This is a genomic window from Pelagivirga sediminicola (genome assembly GCF_003072125.1).
GTDB classification, from domain to species: domain Bacteria; phylum Pseudomonadota; class Alphaproteobacteria; order Rhodobacterales; family Rhodobacteraceae; genus Roseovarius; species Roseovarius sediminicola.
In genome coordinates this window covers 366,611-380,777 of record NZ_QCYH01000001.1, presented here as the reverse complement: position 1 = coordinate 380,777, position 14,167 = coordinate 366,611, and the positions used below count along the sequence as shown (strand labels likewise).

Sequence of the window (14,167 nt, the reverse complement as noted above, 5' to 3'; positions counted from 1 at the left end):
CAGGCGGCGCGCCCGGTTTGCGTGCCGGCCAGCGGCGCGCCTGCTTACTCGGTCAGGTAGGGCACCGGATCGAGGCTGTCAAAGCCGTTGCGCACCTCGAAATGGACCGCTGCCGGGCCGCTGGACGGGATCTTGGCCAGGGTCTGGCCGCGCGCGACGCTGTCGCCGGTCTTGACCGCGACGTTGTCGACGTTGGAATAAACCGTCAGCAGGTTGCCCGAATGCTTGACCACGATGATCGGCGTGCCCTTGGTGTCCTTGGTGATGGCGGCCACGGTGCCGGCATCGGCGGCCTTGACGGCGGTGCCTGCGCTGGCAGCGATGTCGATGCCGTCATTCTTGCCCTTGGAGAAGGGGCGCACGATGTCGCCGCGCACCGGATAGCTCATCCGCGCCTTGGGCGCCGAGGTGGTCTGCTGCTTGCCCAGATCGGGCGCTTCCTTGGGCTTTTCCTGGCGGGCGGTGGCGGCGGGAACGGTATCCTCGGGCGGCAGCGGCTTGGCCGCGCTGGGAGGCTCGGGCGTGGGCGATCCGGCGCCGGGCAGCTGCGTTGCAGGTTCGGGCGGGGCGGCCGCCGCGCTGCGCTGCGCGGCAACGGGGATGATCAGGAACTGCCCCTCGCGCACGGCAAAATCGGCCCCCAGACCGTTCCAGTCCGCAAGGCTGCGCACCGGCACGTTGTAAAGGCGGGCGATGGTATAGGCGGTCTCGCCGCGCTCGACGCGGTGGCGCACAGGCTCGGCGCCGGCCTGGCTCTGGCCCGCGGCAGGGGCCAGCGTGCTGGTCTCGATCTGGCTGGCGCCGGCGCTGTCGATGGCCGCGCCGGCGATCGAGGTGATGTCGCGCCCGCCCGGCGTGATCGGCCCGCCCGCAGGTTCGGCGACGCGGCCGGGCAGGGCGATCACCTCGCCCTGGCGCAGGCTGTCGTCGATCCCGATGCCGTTATAGCGGGCCAGCTCCTGCGCGCTGACGCCGATGCGCGTGGCCAGCTTGCCCAGCGTGTCACCGCGCTGCGCGACCGCAACCTGGTAGGTGGGATAGGAGATGATGCCGCGCGCATCGGGTTTGGGCCTGTCGGCGGTCGCGGCGCGCGCGGCATCCGAGGTGTTCAGCCCGCCGCCGATGGGACCGCGCAGATCCAGATCCATGCCGTCACCGCAGGCGCCAAGCGCCAGCACGCAGGTTCCGGCCATCAGGGTCATGATACGGGCGCGCGGGCGGCGGTCCGCGGCGGGGCGTTGAGTGCTGCTCATTTCGGTCCTGTCCTCATGCTTTGCCCCATATGCGTCGGGGCTTTGGTCCTGAATCTTTGCTCGCTCATGCGGTATCGCGGCCCAGCCCCTCGACCAGCGGGACGAAGCGCACCGGGCGCAGCTCGTCATAGTCAAAGCCGGTCTCGTGCCGCGTCACGCGGATCAGCCGCTGAACCGTATCGGACTGGCCCACCGGAACCACCATGATACCGCCGATTTTGAGCTGCGCCAAGAGCGGGCCGGGCGGATCCTCTGCCGCCGCCGTCACGAGGATGCGGTCGAACGGCGCCTGATCGGGCAGACCGAAGCTGCCATCGGCGGTCAGCGCCGTGATGTTGGTCAGATCGAGCGCGCGAAAGATCGCGCTGGCATCCTGAACCAGTCGCTTGTGGCGGTCCACCGTATAGACCCGGCGCACCAGCAGGCTGAGGATCGCGGCCTGATAGCCGCTGCCGGTGCCCACCTCCAGCACCTTGTGCCGCGCGTTCAGCTTCAGCGCCTGCGTCATCAGCGCCACGACCGACGGCTGGCTGATCGTCTGGCCGCAGGCGATGGGCAGCGGCATGTCCTCATAGGCGCGGCCCGAGAAATACCCGCGGATGAACGGGCCACGGTCGATCTTTTCCATCGCCGTCAGCACGCGCGCATCCGTGATCCCCTTCGAGCGCAGGGCAAAGAGGAACTGCATCTTGCGTTCGGCGATATCGGGATCTTCGTCGTTCATTCGATGGCTTTCAGCGGCTCCAGCATGTCGTGGGCGGTGAGGTCGGCGCGCATCGGCGTGACCGAGATATAGCCGTCCAGATTGACGGCGGCGTCCGAGCCGGGGCTGGTCGGCTGCTGCTGACCCGCGCCCGTGACCCACAGGAACCGTCGGCCGGAAGGCGAGATATGCGGCTCCACGCCAAAGCCCATGTCGCGGCGAAAGCCCTGACGCGCCGCGCGGATGCCCTTGACCCCGGTGGCGGCGACGGGCGGAAAGTTGACGTTGTAGAAAATTCCGTAATCGTCGCGCGTCCAGACGCCCTTGTCCAGCAGGCGCTGCACCGTATTCAGGCCATGCCCGCGCGCCGCGTCGAACGTGTCATCCAGATCGCGGTTGCCCGGCCCGTAGAACTGGCTGAGCGCGATGGCGGGAATGCCTTGCAACGCGGCCTCCATCGCGGCGCCCAGCGTGCCGGAATAGACCGCGTTTTCGGCGGCGTTGTTGCCCCGGTTCACGCCCGACAGGACCAGATCCGGCGCACGGCCCTTGAGGATGTCGTAAAGCCCGGCCAGAACGCAATCGGCGGGGCTGCCCTGCACGGCAAATCGGCGTGTGGACAGCTCGCTGACCATCATCGGCTGGGTATAGGAAATGGCGTGACCGACGCCCGATTGCTCGAAGGCGGGGGCCACGCACCAGACCTCGCCATCATCGCCGGCCAGTGCGTCCGCGATTTCCTGAAGCACCTGCAACCCCGGCGCATTGATGCCGTCGTCATTGGTGATGAGTATGCGCAAGTTTCCGCCCTCCAGCCTTGTCGCTCCTGTCTAAACGGAGCGGCAGGCAGCGGCAAGCGGCTATCCCAGCAGGCCGATCAGGCGGCGCGCCTCATCTTGCGGACTGGCCAGTGCGGCACGGTCCTCGCCGGGATAGAAGCGCGCGCGCGTCGCCGTGGCCATGGGGCCGGGGCTGACGATATGCACCTTCGGCCCGTGGCGCGCACTTTCGGCCTGCCACGAGCGCGCGAGCGCGATCTGCGCGGCCTTGGTGGCGCCATAGGCGCCCAGAAATTTCTCGCCCGCCTTGAAATCCTCAAAGAACATCGCCTGTCCGGCCTCGCCCAGAAGCGGCGCGATATAGGGGATCAGATGCCCCGTCGCCGTCACGTTCGTGGCCACCGATTTGTCCCAGTCGCGCGCGTCCAGCGTCATCGCGGGGGTCAGGGGGGCGGCGTGAACCGCCGTATGCGCCCAGATCGCGACGCTGCCCCAGCGGTCATGGATGCTGCGGCACAGCTGCGCCATCGCGTCGGGGTTGGTGATGTCCATCGGCGCCAGCGTGGCCGAATGGCCCGCCGCCTGAATGCGGTCGTCCAGCTCTTCCAGCGCGCCGGTGGTGCGCGCGACGGCCACGACATGATATGTCGCGGCCAGCTCTTCGGCGAGGGCGGCACCAAGGCCGCGCGAGGCGCCGGTGATGAGGGCAACTTGTGTCATGGTCGCGATTTGGACGTGATGGCGCGCGGCGTCAAGAGGGGTCGTCCGGCGCCGGGGCCGCGTATGAGCGGATCGGTGTGGCGCTGGGTGGGCTCGCTATCAGTCATTTTCAATCGAAGAAAACGGGTTGGCCTGCCTGGAGCGCAGCGCGCTTGACGCCGCAAGCTCTCTGACCGCCTCCCATGGGTCTTGGAGGTCTGACAGCTTAACTTGAGGAGTGGAGCAGATAGCCCTGAACCAAAATTGACGTGAACATCGGGTCAGGAGATTCAACCCGCAAATTCGTAATGCGATGGCTGGGATAGTCGATGCCGGATCGCAATTCGAAAAGATAGGTTTCATCTGCTACGATCATCGTCGGCCCGCCTTGCTGTGAAACGTCGTCTTCAGTTTTGAATTTGTCAAAAAACGCTCGCAAACCATCTGTGGGCAGTGGCGATTTGCCGTCTGCTTTGAAATGGGTTCCCAGACATGAAAGCTTTGCGACCGTGTTTTCCGGCCATGCATCAGGCAGATCAGCTGCCCCAGCCACATCGAGCGACCTAAAATGGGGATTTGTATCATCAAATACGTCTTGTTCGACAAGCCCGACTTCGGAAAAGCGGTTGTATGCAACCTCCCCAAATCTGATGCAATTGAAACTGAATACTTCAGGTTCCACGGCGCTTTGAAATGGAGCATCAAAAGTAAATTGAACCCCATACGGATCATCAATTCGCAAAGGCCACCCTTTGGTGTCCGCCACGGAAATGATTTCTGCCCCCTCGACAAATTCAAGGAGTCGCAAATCCGTGTTTTCCGGGTCAACCAAGGCATGCTGCGATAAATCCAGCAAGTCATTCAAAAGGTTTTCAGTGGCGCTGTCCGCACAAGATGGCGCGGCCCAAAGCGCAGATGCCATCACGGCCAGTTTCTGAAACATATTCCCCATCAAACTCACTTTGCCCGACATAGCGAAGCAACGCTATTCAACGCGCTGTCCTGATCTTGGTTGCCGTTTGCGCGTCGACCCCAAAGCGCAAGCCCCGCGCCTACTCCGCCGCCTTCAGCTCGAACCCCTGTTCGATCTGGTCCGACGGCTTCACCGGATACTCGCCCGAAAAACACGCGTCGCAATATTGCGGGCTGCTGTCGTCGCGGCCCGATGTCTCGCCGACCGCGCGATAAAGTCCGTCGAGCGAGATGAACTTGAGGCTGTCCACGGCCAGATGTTCGCGCATTTCCTCCTCGGACATCGTCGCGGCCAGCAGTTTCTCGCGCTGGGGGGTGTCGACGCCGTAAAAGCAGGGCCATGCGGTGGGCGGGGAGGCGATGCGGAAATGCACCTCGGCGGCGCCGGCGTCCAGGATCATCTCGCGGATCTTGCGGCTGGTGGTGCCGCGCACGACGCTGTCATCGACGAGGATCACGCGCTTGCCCTGAATGAGCGCGCGGTTGACGTTCAGTTTCAGGCGCACGCCCATGTTGCGGATCTGGTCCGTCGGCTCGATGAAGGTGCGGCCCATATACTGGTTGCGGATGATCCCCATCGCATAGGGGATGCCCGATTCCTGGCTGTAGCCGATGGCGGCGGGCACGCCCGAATCCGGCACCGGGCAGACAAGATCGGCGTCGACGGGGCTTTCCTTGGCCAGCTCGACCCCGATCTGGCGACGCGTCTCATAGACGCTGCGCGAGCCGATGATGCTGTCGGGGCGGCTGAAATAGACATGCTCGAAAATGCAGAAGCGCGGCTTCTGGCGGCGGAAGGGAAAATGGCTCTCGACGCCCTGCGCGGTGATCATCACCAGCTCGCCGGGTTCGATCTCGCGCACGTATTTGGCGCCGATGATGTCCAGCGCGCAGGTCTCGGAGCTGAGCACATAGCCGCCGCCCAGCTGGCCCAGCACCAGAGGGCGCACGCCCAGGGGATCGCGCACGCCGATCAGCTTGGTGCGCGTCATCGCGACGATGGAGAACGCGCCCTCGACCCGGCGCAGGGCGTCTTCCATCCGCTCGGGAATGGTGCGCTGCATCGAGCGGGCCATCAGGTGGATGATGCATTCGGTGTCCGAATTGCTCTGAAAGATGCTGCCGCGCTCGATCAGCTCGCGGCGCAGGGCGACGGCGTTGGTGATGTTGCCATTATGCGCGATCGCCGCGCCGCCCATCGAGAATTCGCCGAAAAACGGCTGCACATCGCGCAGCACCGGGGCCTTGCCGCCGGATGTGGAATAGCGCACATGCCCGATGGACAGCTCGCCGGGAAGCGTCTCCATCAGGCTTTGCTTGGTGAAATTGTCGCGCACATAGCCAAACCGCCGCTGGCTGTTGAAGCCGGTGCCCGCGTCATAGCTGACGATGCCGCCGGCCTCCTGCCCGCGATGCTGCAACGCATGCAGGCCGAGCGCGACGAAATTGGCCGCTTCGGGCACGCCGATCACGCCAAAGACGCCGCATTCCTCCTTCAGCTTGTCGCCGTCGGTCGCATCGCGCAGGTACGAGGTGTCAAAGGGGTGGGCGGCAGGCATGATCTTGGCCAAGGGGCGTCTCCGAATCCGATTTCCCAGTTGCGCCACACATAAGGTTTGTGTGCCCGCATGTCACTGCATGATCGCGCAGAAGTGTTCTTCGCCCTACCAGCGCGACAGGATCACGCCGACCGCAACCAGCCCGGCCGACAAGATGCGCATCGGGCTGATGCTGCTCTGCGCCACGCCGAACGCGCCCAGATGGTCCAGCAGCAGCGCCGCGCCCATCTGGCCGAAGATCATCAGCGTCGTCGTGGTCAGCACGCCCAGCTTGGGCACGCTCCAGAGCGCGGCCACCACATAGACCGCCCCCAGCGCGCCGCCGATCAGCATCCAGACGGGCACTTTCGTCACCCGCAAAAGGTTTGGCCCGTCGCCCATCAGCAATGTCGCCACAACGAGGATCACGAAACCGACCCCGAAGGACAGCGTCGCGGCGCCGATCGGGCTGGCGATGCCGCGCCCAAGGGCCGCGTTTATGGGCGCCTGACTGGCGACCATGCCACCGGCGATGGCCATCAGCACCGATGCGGCAAGGATCTGGTTGCCCATGCCGATCACTCGGCCGCGGCGTCCGGTGTTGCGGGGGCGGCGGGGGTGATCGCCGTGCCGTCGGGCGCATCGCAGCTGCCGACCAGCGCTTCGTACTGGCGGGTGATCCAGCCGAGGGCCTGCTCGGGGTTGCCGTCCTCGATCTTGCCGGTCATGCGCTGGAACACGCGTGCCGAGCGGCTGTCATCGACCATCTGGATCTGCTGCGAGGTCACGACCGTCTCGTAGACGAAATAGGCGATGGCCACCAAGAGGATGCCGCGCGCCACGCCAAAGACAAAGCCCAGCCCCTGATCGACACCGCCAAGCGCCGAGCGCTGCACCAGCGACGAAAACAGCGGCACGATCAGCGACGCGACGATCAGCGCGACGGCAAAGACGATGGCGAAGGCCGCGATCATGCTCAGCTCGCAACTGTCGGCGATGAAATCGCCCACGACGGGGATTTCCTTGACCAGCGGCTCCAGCTGCGGCGCAAAGATGAAGGCGATGATGCCCGCCACGATCCAGCCCGCGATCGCCAGCGCCTCGCGCACGAAGCCGCGGCTATAGGCCAGCAGCGCCGACAGAACGATAACCAGCGCCACAACGCCGTCGATGATGGTAAAGCCGTCCATGTCCGCCTCGATCCCTACGCGCTAACCTGCGCCAAATGTGTCGCCCACAAAGCCGATCAGATCTGCCGCACGCGTCAGCTTCAGCCCGGTTTTCCCGCCGGGCTTGCCGCCTTCGGGGATGATTGCGCTGGTAAAACCAAGTTTTCGGGCTTCTTTCAACCTGTTTTCGGTCTGGCCCACCGGACGCAGGGCGCCCGACAGGCTGATTTCGCCGAAAATCACCGTGTCGGCGGGCAGGGCGGCGTCTTCCCGCGCAGACAAAAGCGCGGCGGCCACGGCCAGATCGGCGGCCGGCTCGCTGATCTTCATGCCGCCCGCGACGTTCAGATAGACGTCGAGCCCCGCAAACGGGATTCCCACCCGCGATTCGAGCACCGCGAGGATCATCGCCAGCCGCGCGCCGTCCCAGCCGACGACCGCGCGGCGCGGCTGTGAATGGGGCGAGGGCGCAACCAGCGCCTGCAGTTCCACCAGCACGGGGCGCGTGCCCTCGATCCCCGAGAAGACGACCGATCCGGGCGAGGGCTTGCCCCGCTCGGACAGAAACAGCGCCGAGGGGTTCGTCACCTGCGCCAGCCCGGCGCCGGTCATCTCGAACACGCCGATCTCGTCGGCGGGGCCAAAGCGGTTCTTGACCGCGCGCAGGATGCGAAACTGGTGCCCGCGCTCGCCCTCGAAATACAGCACGGTGTCGACCATATGCTCGACCACGCGCGGCCCGGCGATCTGCCCGTCCTTGGTGACATGGCCCACGAGCACCACGCTCACGCCCTTGCGCTTGGCGAAACTGGTCAGCTCATGGGCGGCGGCGCGCACCTGTGAAACGCTGCCCGGCGCGCTGCCGATGGTGTCCAGCCACATGGTCTGGATCGAATCGATGATCACGAGGTCGGGCTTTTCCGCCTCCATCGTTGTCAGGATGTCGCGCAGGTTGGTCTCGGCGGCCAGTTTGACATTGGCGTCCGACAGCCCCAGCCGCGCGCCCCGCATGCGCACCTGCGCGCTGGCCTCCTCGCCCGAGACATAGATCGTCTTGAGCCCCTGGCCCGCGAAGCTGGCGGCGGCCTGCAAGAGCAGCGTCGATTTGCCGATGCCCGGATCGCCGCCCACCAGAATGGCCGACGCGGGCACCAGCCCGCCGCCCAGCACGCGGTCCAGCTCGTCCATGCCGGACGAGGTGCGCGGCGGCGGCGCCTCCTTGGCCGAAAGGTCCGTCAGGGTCATGCCGGCGCCGCGCCTGGCGCCCAGCGAGTTGGCGGCGGGCCCGGCGCTGAGGCCCTCATCCTCCTGGATGGTGTTCCACGCACCGCACGCATCGCAGCGCCCGGACCACTTGGTATGAGCGGCGCCGCAGGCCGTGCAGGTGAATGTCGGTTGGTTTTTCGCCATGGGGTGCCTGATGCCCCAAGCGGGCAGGGGCGTCAAACGCTATGTGAGCGGCTGAACGATGTCGCCCGGCCGGATCGTGCCGCCCTCGATGATCCGGCAGTTGAGGCCCGAGCGATGCTCCAGCAGATCGCAGACGGCTTTGCCGGTGACGAGGTCCAGATAGCGGCAAGGCGTATTCAGGCGCCCGCCCTCCAATATGGTCGCGCCCACGCGAAACCGGCGCCCGACCAGATGGTTCAGCGGCACGGCGCGGGTGGTGAGGTTGCGGCGATGCGCGTCCGGGGTCAGCGATATGTCGTGGTCGCGCTGCAGGGCGATCAGCGTTTCCTCCTCGATCAGCGTCACCTCGCGGATATCGGGGAAGTTCGAGTAATGACCAAGGCCCGTGGCATAGCGGTCGCCCTCGATGCCCTCGCCGGCGATCAGGCGGGCGCTGTCCAATGCCTGCATCGGCGCGCGGCCCTTGGGTGCGATATGAATATGAACCAGCGATCCGTGCCACATAACCGCCCCCTTCAGCGCACTGCCTCAATCGGCCCCTCGGCGCGGCCATGGATGAACTGGTCCAGATATGGATCATCCGACGCATCCATATCGCCCACCGGTCCCGTCCACTGGATCACGCCGTCATGCAGCATGGCCACATTGTCCGCGATGGCGCGCACCGAGCTCATGTCATGGGTGATGGTCATCGCGGTCGCGCCCATTTCCACCACGATTTCGCGGATCAGATCGTTGATCACGCCCGACATGATCGGATCGAGGCCCGTCGTCGGCTCGTCGAAAAAGATGATCTCGGGCTCGGCGGCAATCGCGCGGGCAAGGCCGACACGCTTTTGCATGCCGCCCGACAGCTCGACGGGGAACTTGTCGGCGGCGTCCGGCGTCAGGCCGACGCGGCGCAGCTTCTCGATGGCGATCTCGCGCGCCTCTTTGGCGGGGCGCTTCGCCGCGCCGCGCTGCAGGCGGAAGGCGACGTTCTGCCAGACGGGCAGCGAATCGAACAGCGCAGCGCCCTGGAACAGCATCCCGAACCGCGCAAGGAACGCATCGCGATCGCCGCGCGTGACGTCCTTGCCATCCAGCGTGATGGTGCCCGAATCCGGCCTGACCAGCCCCAGAATGGATTTCAGCAGGATCGACTTGCCCGTGCCCGACCCGCCGATGATCACCATGGACGAGCCGCCCTCCAGCACCAGATCGACGCCGCGCAGCACATGGTTGCCGCCAAAGGATTTGCGCACGTCCGTCAGGGTAATCATGCTGAGAAGAACACCTCTGTCAGGATATAGTTGCTGGCCAGGATCAGCACCGACGAGGTGACGACCGCCGCCTTGGTCGCGCGGCCCACGCCCTGCGCGCCGCGGCCCGAATTCATGCCGTAATAGCACCCCATCAGCGCGACGATGAAGCCAAAGACGCTGCCCTTGACCATGCCGCTAAGCACGTCCCAGACCTCAAGGAAATCCAGCGTGTTGTGCAGATAGGTCGCGGCGTTGAAATCGAGCCGGCCGACACCCACCAAAAATCCGCCCATGATGCCGATCACGTCGCCCACGCCGACCAGCAGCGGCACTGCCAGCGTGGCGGCCAGAACGCGGGGCAGGGTGAGGTATTTCATCGGATTTGTGGAAAGCGTGGTCAGAGCGTCGATCTGCTCGGTCACTTTCATCGTGCCGATCTCGGCGGCGATCGATGAGGCGACGCGCGCCGCCACCATCAGCCCGCCCAGCACCGGGCCCAGCTCGCGCGTCAGGCCGATGGCGACGATCGAGGGCACGACGGTTTCCGCGTTGAACCGCGCGCCGCCGGCATAGATCTGCAACGCCAGCGCGCCGCCGGTGAAAAGCGCGGTCAGCCCGACGACCGGCAGCGACAGCCACCCGATCTGAACCAGCGCATGGCCGAATTCGCGCATGTAAAACGGCGGCCGGATCAGGTGCGAGACCGTCCGCGCCGCGTAAAGCGTGACCCGCCCGATCCCGGCCAGCACCGCGAACAGCTGGCGGCCGATCGCGGCCAGAAGTCCGGAAACAAAGCTCATCCGCCCAGATACCGGCGGGTATAGCGCGCCCCCAGCGAGGTCAGGATCTCGTATCCGATGGTGCCGGCCGCATCGCCGACCACATCGATGCCCTGATGCGGGCCGAGCAGGGCAACCGATTTGGGATCATGGCCCAGATCGGTGATGTCCACGCCGATCAGATCCATCGAAATGCGGCCCACGATGGGGCAGGGCGTGTCCTCGGCCCAGACGGCGGCGCGGTTTCCAAGGCAGCGCAGGATGCCATCGGCATAGCCGGCGCTGAGCGTGGCGATGCGGCTGGGCCGCTCGGCGATCCAGGCGCGGCTGTATCCCACCGCCTCGCCGGGGGCGACATCGCGGCATTGGATCACCGGCATGTCCAGCGTCACCACGGGTTGCGCCTGCGGAAAGGTGCGCCCGCCATACATGCCGATGCCGGGGCGCGTGACGTCGAAATGATATGCCCGGTCCAGCACGATCCCGCCCGTGTTGGCCAGGCTCAGCGGGCAGTCCAGCCCGGCGGTCATCTGGCGGAACAGCGACAACTGATCGGTGTTCATCGCCTCATCACGGTCCTCGGCGCAGGCCAGATGGCTGATGATGATCTGCGGGCCCTGCGCCAGCGCGATGTCGCGCACGGCGGCCCATTCGCTGGGCTCCATGCCCAGCCGGTTCATGCCGGTGTCGAGCTGCAATCCGAAGGGATGACCCGGCAATGCCTCCAGATGGCGAATCATCTGGTCGAGCGAATTGAGGATGGGTGTCAGATCCATATCGCTCAGCATGTCCGCATCCCCGGCCATGTGGCCCGACAGGATGTAGATCACCGGCCCGTCGCCAAGGGCCTGCCGCAGCGCGACACCCTCTTCGGTGACGGCCACGAAAAACGTCCGCGCCCCCGCCTTGGCCAGCGCACGGCCCACGCGCGCGGCGCCGAGCCCGTAGGCGTCGGCCTTGACCACGGCGCCGGCCTCGGCGCGGCCCATGGCAGCAAGCGCCGACCAGTTGGCGGTCAGCGCGGAGAGATCGATTGTCAGGGTCGCGGTGCTCATGGCAGGGGTTTTGACATGGGCGCGCGCGGCGTCAAGCCCAAAGCGCCGCCCGCCCTCATAACCATGGCTTTCGGCGGTGCGGGGAAAATTCGGCGAATTTTCCGGCGCTTGGCCGCAAGGGTCGCGGCAGGCATCAGAATTCCTGCTCGCCGCCGCCCCCGCCGTTCTGCCATGGCTGAACGAGGTTGCCAAAGCGCGTGAAGCGCCCCTCGAAGCTGAGCTCGATGGATCCGATGGGGCCGTGGCGCTGCTTGCCGATGATGACCTCGGCCTTGCCATGCAGGCGCTCCATCCGGTCCTGCCAGGCGGCCATTTCCTCCAGCCTGTCGTCCGAGGGTTTCTCGCGCTCCACGTAATACTCCTCGCGGAACACGAACATCACCACATCGGCGTCCTGCTCGATCGAGCCTGACTCGCGCAGATCGCTCAGCTGCGGGCGCTTGTCGTCGCGGTTCTCAACCTGGCGGCTGAGCTGCGACAGCGCGATCACGGGGATGTCCAGTTCCTTGGCGATGGCCTTGAGGCCCATGGTGATCTCGGAGATCTCGTTCACGCGGTTCTCGCTTCGTCCGGTGCCGCGCACCAGCTGCAGATAGTCGATGATGAGCACATCCAGACCATGCGTCCGCTTGAGGCGCCGGGCGCGCGCCGCCAGTTGGCTGATCGGCAGGGCGGGCGTGTCGTCGATGTAAAGCGGGCAGGATTCCAGCTGCTTGGCGGCATCGACAAAGCGTCGGAATTCGCCCTCGGTCATGTCGCCGCGGCGGATCTGCTCGGAGGGCACTTCGGACGCCTCCGACAGAACGCGCGCGGCCAGCTGCTCGGCGCTCATCTCCAGCGAATAAAAGCCGACGACGCCGCCCTCGACCGACCCTTCGGTGCCGTCGGGCAAGGTGCCGCGCCGATAGGCCTTGGCGATGTTGAAGGCAAGGTTGGTGGCCAGCGACGTCTTGCCCATCGACGGGCGGCCTGCGAGGATCAGCAGGTCGGATTTGTGCAGACCGCCCAGTTTCTTGTCCATGTCGATCAGCCCGGTCGAGATGCCGGCCATGCCGCCCTCGCGCTGATAGGCGGCATTGGCGACATTAACAGCGTCCGTTACCGCCCTGAGAAAGCTTTGAAATCCGCTCTCGGTCTGGCCCTGCTCGCTCAGCTTGTAAAGCTGCTGCTCGGCCTCGACGATCTGATCCTTGGGCTCGCTGTCCACATCCATGCGCGCGGCCTTGCCGGCGATGTCGTGGCCCAGTGCGATCAACTGGCGGCGGATGGCCAGATCATAGATCATCTGCGCGTAATCGCGCACCGCATAGGTGCTGATGGCCGCGCCCGCGAGGTTTACCAGATAGGCGGGGCCGCCCAGCTCCTTCAGGCCCTCGTCCTCCTCCAGAAACGCCTTGAGCGTGACGGGCGAGGCGAGGTTGTTCTTGGCGATCCGCGCGGCGGCGGTCTCGTAGATGCGGGCATGGACCGGATCATAGAAATGCTGCGCGCCGATGATGCTGGCGATGCGATCATAGACGTCGTTGTTGGTCAGGATCGCGCCCAACAATTGCTGCTCTGCCTCGATGGAATGGGGCATCGTGTCGGCGGCCTGAATTTCGGCTCCGGCAGCTTTTCCGCTGGCGTTGAAAGTTGTGATCTCGTTCATCGAAATGTCCCGTCTGCTCGGGGCCCGGTCATACAGCCAAGCCCGGCGAGAGGGCAAATTGTATGTTTCTGTGGATAGATTGAGCCTGCCATCCGTCCGCAACATATTGCGGCAATCGGGGCGTTAAAGTCAACATGCGGTAGGCGGCCGCGCGCCGGGCGGGCTTGCGTCATCTGGCCGCTGCCGCTCCGAGACCCGCGAATCGCGCGGCGGTCAGCTGCGGGCGTCCTGCCACGCGCGCGGCGCCTTGAGGAACGCCTCGACCTCGCGCAGCGTCGCCTCGTCGAACGTGCCTTGCGCCCGCGCCTCGGCCAGCACATCCCACCATGTGCACAGATGATGCAGCGTCACGCCATGATCGCCCAATGTCTGAACGGTGTCGGGGAAAATGCCGTAATAAAAGATCACGGCCGTATGCGCGCAGCTTGCCCCCGTCTCGCGGATCGCATCGACAAAACCGATTTTCGATCCGCCATCGGTGGTCAGATCCTCGACCAGCAGCACGCGCTGCCCCTCGGTCATCGTCCCTTCGATCCGCGCGCCGCGCCCGTGGCCCTTGGGCTTCTTGCGCACGTAGGTCATCGGTAGCGCCATCCGCTCGGCCATGAGGGCGGCGAAGGGGATGCCGGCCGTCTCGCCGCCGGCGATGTTGTCGAACGCCTCGAAGCCTGCGCCCCGCATGACGGTGACGGCCAGAAAATCCATCAGCGTGCTGCGGATGCGCGGATAGGAGATCAGCTTGCGGCAGTCGATATAGGTCGGGCCGGGCAGGCCGGAGGAATAGATATAGGGCGTCTCGGCGTTGAAATGGACCGCGCCGATTTCCAGCAGCATGCGCGCGGTGAGGCGGGCGATTTCATCGGCGGGGGGATGGGCGCTGGGGATCATGCGGGGGTCCTTGTGGCGGGCTGGTGGTTT

The 14,167-nt window shown here is 65.6% G+C and carries 15 protein-coding genes; all 15 read right to left on the bottom strand.

Annotation, left to right across the window (positions count from 1 at the left end):
* Positions 1–44 precede the first annotated feature (44 nt).
* Positions 45–1,253 (bottom strand): peptidoglycan DD-metalloendopeptidase family protein, encoded by a 1,209-nt coding sequence (locus DC366_RS01790; RefSeq protein ID WP_243405003.1) that lies wholly within the window; start codon positions 1,251–1,253, stop codon positions 45–47.
* A 64-nt stretch (positions 1,254–1,317) separates the two neighbouring features.
* Complete coding sequence (locus tag DC366_RS01785; protein ID WP_108690459.1) at positions 1,318–1,977, bottom strand: protein-L-isoaspartate(D-aspartate) O-methyltransferase; 660 nt, start codon at positions 1,975–1,977, stop codon at positions 1,318–1,320.
* Positions 1,974–2,756, bottom strand: a complete 783-nt coding sequence (gene surE / locus DC366_RS01780; protein ID WP_108690458.1) for a 5'/3'-nucleotidase SurE — start codon at positions 2,754–2,756, stop codon at positions 1,974–1,976. Before surE ends, DC366_RS01785 begins: the two co-directional genes overlap by 4 nt.
* A 60-nt stretch (positions 2,757–2,816) precedes the next feature.
* A complete protein-coding gene (locus DC366_RS01775; protein ID WP_108690457.1) occupies positions 2,817–3,455 on the bottom strand; it encodes an SDR family NAD(P)-dependent oxidoreductase in 639 nt (212 codons plus the stop codon).
* 205 nt (positions 3,456–3,660) lie between these two features.
* On the bottom strand, positions 3,661–4,377 hold the full coding sequence (locus DC366_RS19605) for a hypothetical protein (protein WP_133176157.1): 717 nt from the start codon (positions 4,375–4,377) through the stop codon (positions 3,661–3,663).
* A gap of 109 nt (positions 4,378–4,486) precedes the next feature.
* A complete protein-coding gene (gene purF / locus DC366_RS01765; protein WP_108690811.1) occupies positions 4,487–5,965 on the bottom strand; it encodes an amidophosphoribosyltransferase in 1,479 nt (492 codons plus the stop codon).
* A gap of 105 nt (positions 5,966–6,070) precedes the next feature.
* Complete coding sequence (locus DC366_RS01760; RefSeq protein WP_108690455.1) at positions 6,071–6,517, bottom strand: DMT family transporter; 447 nt, start codon at positions 6,515–6,517, stop codon at positions 6,071–6,073.
* Positions 6,518–6,522: 5 nt separating this feature from the next.
* Positions 6,523–7,134 (bottom strand): CvpA family protein, encoded by a 612-nt coding sequence (locus DC366_RS01755; protein ID WP_108690454.1) that lies wholly within the window; start codon positions 7,132–7,134, stop codon positions 6,523–6,525.
* A gap of 21 nt (positions 7,135–7,155) precedes the next feature.
* The gene (radA, locus tag DC366_RS01750) at positions 7,156–8,523 is read right to left on the bottom strand and encodes a DNA repair protein RadA (RefSeq protein WP_108690453.1); all 1,368 of its coding nucleotides are present in this window, start codon (positions 8,521–8,523) and stop codon (positions 7,156–7,158) included.
* 39 nt (positions 8,524–8,562) lie between these two features.
* Positions 8,563–9,027 carry an MOSC domain-containing protein gene (locus DC366_RS01745; protein ID WP_108690452.1) on the bottom strand — a complete coding sequence of 155 codons (465 nt, stop codon included), beginning with the start codon at positions 9,025–9,027 and terminating at the stop codon, positions 8,563–8,565.
* Positions 9,028–9,038: 11 nt separating this feature from the next.
* Positions 9,039–9,785, bottom strand: coding sequence for an ABC transporter ATP-binding protein (locus tag DC366_RS01740; protein ID WP_108690451.1), 747 nt, complete (start codon positions 9,783–9,785; stop codon positions 9,039–9,041).
* Complete coding sequence (locus DC366_RS01735) at positions 9,782–10,567, bottom strand: MlaE family ABC transporter permease (protein ID WP_108690450.1); 786 nt, start codon at positions 10,565–10,567, stop codon at positions 9,782–9,784. The genes DC366_RS01740 and DC366_RS01735 overlap by 4 nt, the downstream gene beginning before the upstream one ends.
* Positions 10,564–11,601 carry an alanine racemase gene (gene alr / locus DC366_RS01730; protein ID WP_108690449.1) on the bottom strand — a complete coding sequence of 346 codons (1,038 nt, stop codon included), beginning with the start codon at positions 11,599–11,601 and terminating at the stop codon, positions 10,564–10,566. The genes DC366_RS01735 and alr overlap by 4 nt, the downstream gene beginning before the upstream one ends.
* Positions 11,602–11,734: 133 nt before the next feature.
* Positions 11,735–13,249 carry a replicative DNA helicase gene (locus tag DC366_RS01725; protein ID WP_108690448.1) on the bottom strand — a complete coding sequence of 505 codons (1,515 nt, stop codon included), beginning with the start codon at positions 13,247–13,249 and terminating at the stop codon, positions 11,735–11,737.
* Between the two features lie 213 nt (positions 13,250–13,462).
* Complete coding sequence (locus DC366_RS01720) at positions 13,463–14,137, bottom strand: orotate phosphoribosyltransferase (RefSeq protein ID WP_108690447.1); 675 nt, start codon at positions 14,135–14,137, stop codon at positions 13,463–13,465.
* Between the last annotated feature and the right edge of the window lie 30 nt (positions 14,138–14,167).

What these genes read in the sequence shown, in the direction of transcription:
- DC366_RS01790 (WP_243405003.1), bottom strand. Translation starts at nt 1,253, where the DNA reads ATGAGCAGCACTCAACGCCCCGCCGCGGACCGCCGCCCGCGCGCCCGT.
- DC366_RS01785 (WP_108690459.1), bottom strand. Translation starts at nt 1,977, where the DNA reads ATGAACGACGAAGATCCCGATATCGCCGAACGCAAGATGCAGTTCCTC.
- DC366_RS01775 (WP_108690457.1), bottom strand. Translation starts at nt 3,455, where the DNA reads ATGACACAAGTTGCCCTCATCACCGGCGCCTCGCGCGGCCTTGGTGCC.
- DC366_RS19605 (WP_133176157.1), bottom strand. Translation starts at nt 4,377, where the DNA reads ATGTTTCAGAAACTGGCCGTGATGGCATCTGCGCTTTGGGCCGCGCCA.
- purF (WP_108690811.1), bottom strand. Translation starts at nt 5,965, where the DNA reads ATGCCTGCCGCCCACCCCTTTGACACCTCGTACCTGCGCGATGCGACC.
- DC366_RS01760 (WP_108690455.1), bottom strand. Translation starts at nt 6,517, where the DNA reads ATGGGCAACCAGATCCTTGCCGCATCGGTGCTGATGGCCATCGCCGGT.
- DC366_RS01755 (WP_108690454.1), bottom strand. Translation starts at nt 7,134, where the DNA reads ATGGACGGCTTTACCATCATCGACGGCGTTGTGGCGCTGGTTATCGTT.
- radA (WP_108690453.1), bottom strand. Translation starts at nt 8,523, where the DNA reads ATGGCGAAAAACCAACCGACATTCACCTGCACGGCCTGCGGCGCCGCT.
- DC366_RS01745 (WP_108690452.1), bottom strand. Translation starts at nt 9,027, where the DNA reads ATGTGGCACGGATCGCTGGTTCATATTCATATCGCACCCAAGGGCCGC.
- DC366_RS01740 (WP_108690451.1), bottom strand. Translation starts at nt 9,785, where the DNA reads ATGATTACCCTGACGGACGTGCGCAAATCCTTTGGCGGCAACCATGTG.
- DC366_RS01735 (WP_108690450.1), bottom strand. Translation starts at nt 10,567, where the DNA reads ATGAGCTTTGTTTCCGGACTTCTGGCCGCGATCGGCCGCCAGCTGTTC.
- alr (WP_108690449.1), bottom strand. Translation starts at nt 11,601, where the DNA reads ATGAGCACCGCGACCCTGACAATCGATCTCTCCGCGCTGACCGCCAAC.
- DC366_RS01725 (WP_108690448.1), bottom strand. Translation starts at nt 13,249, where the DNA reads ATGAACGAGATCACAACTTTCAACGCCAGCGGAAAAGCTGCCGGAGCC.
- DC366_RS01720 (WP_108690447.1), bottom strand. Translation starts at nt 14,137, where the DNA reads ATGATCCCCAGCGCCCATCCCCCCGCCGATGAAATCGCCCGCCTCACC.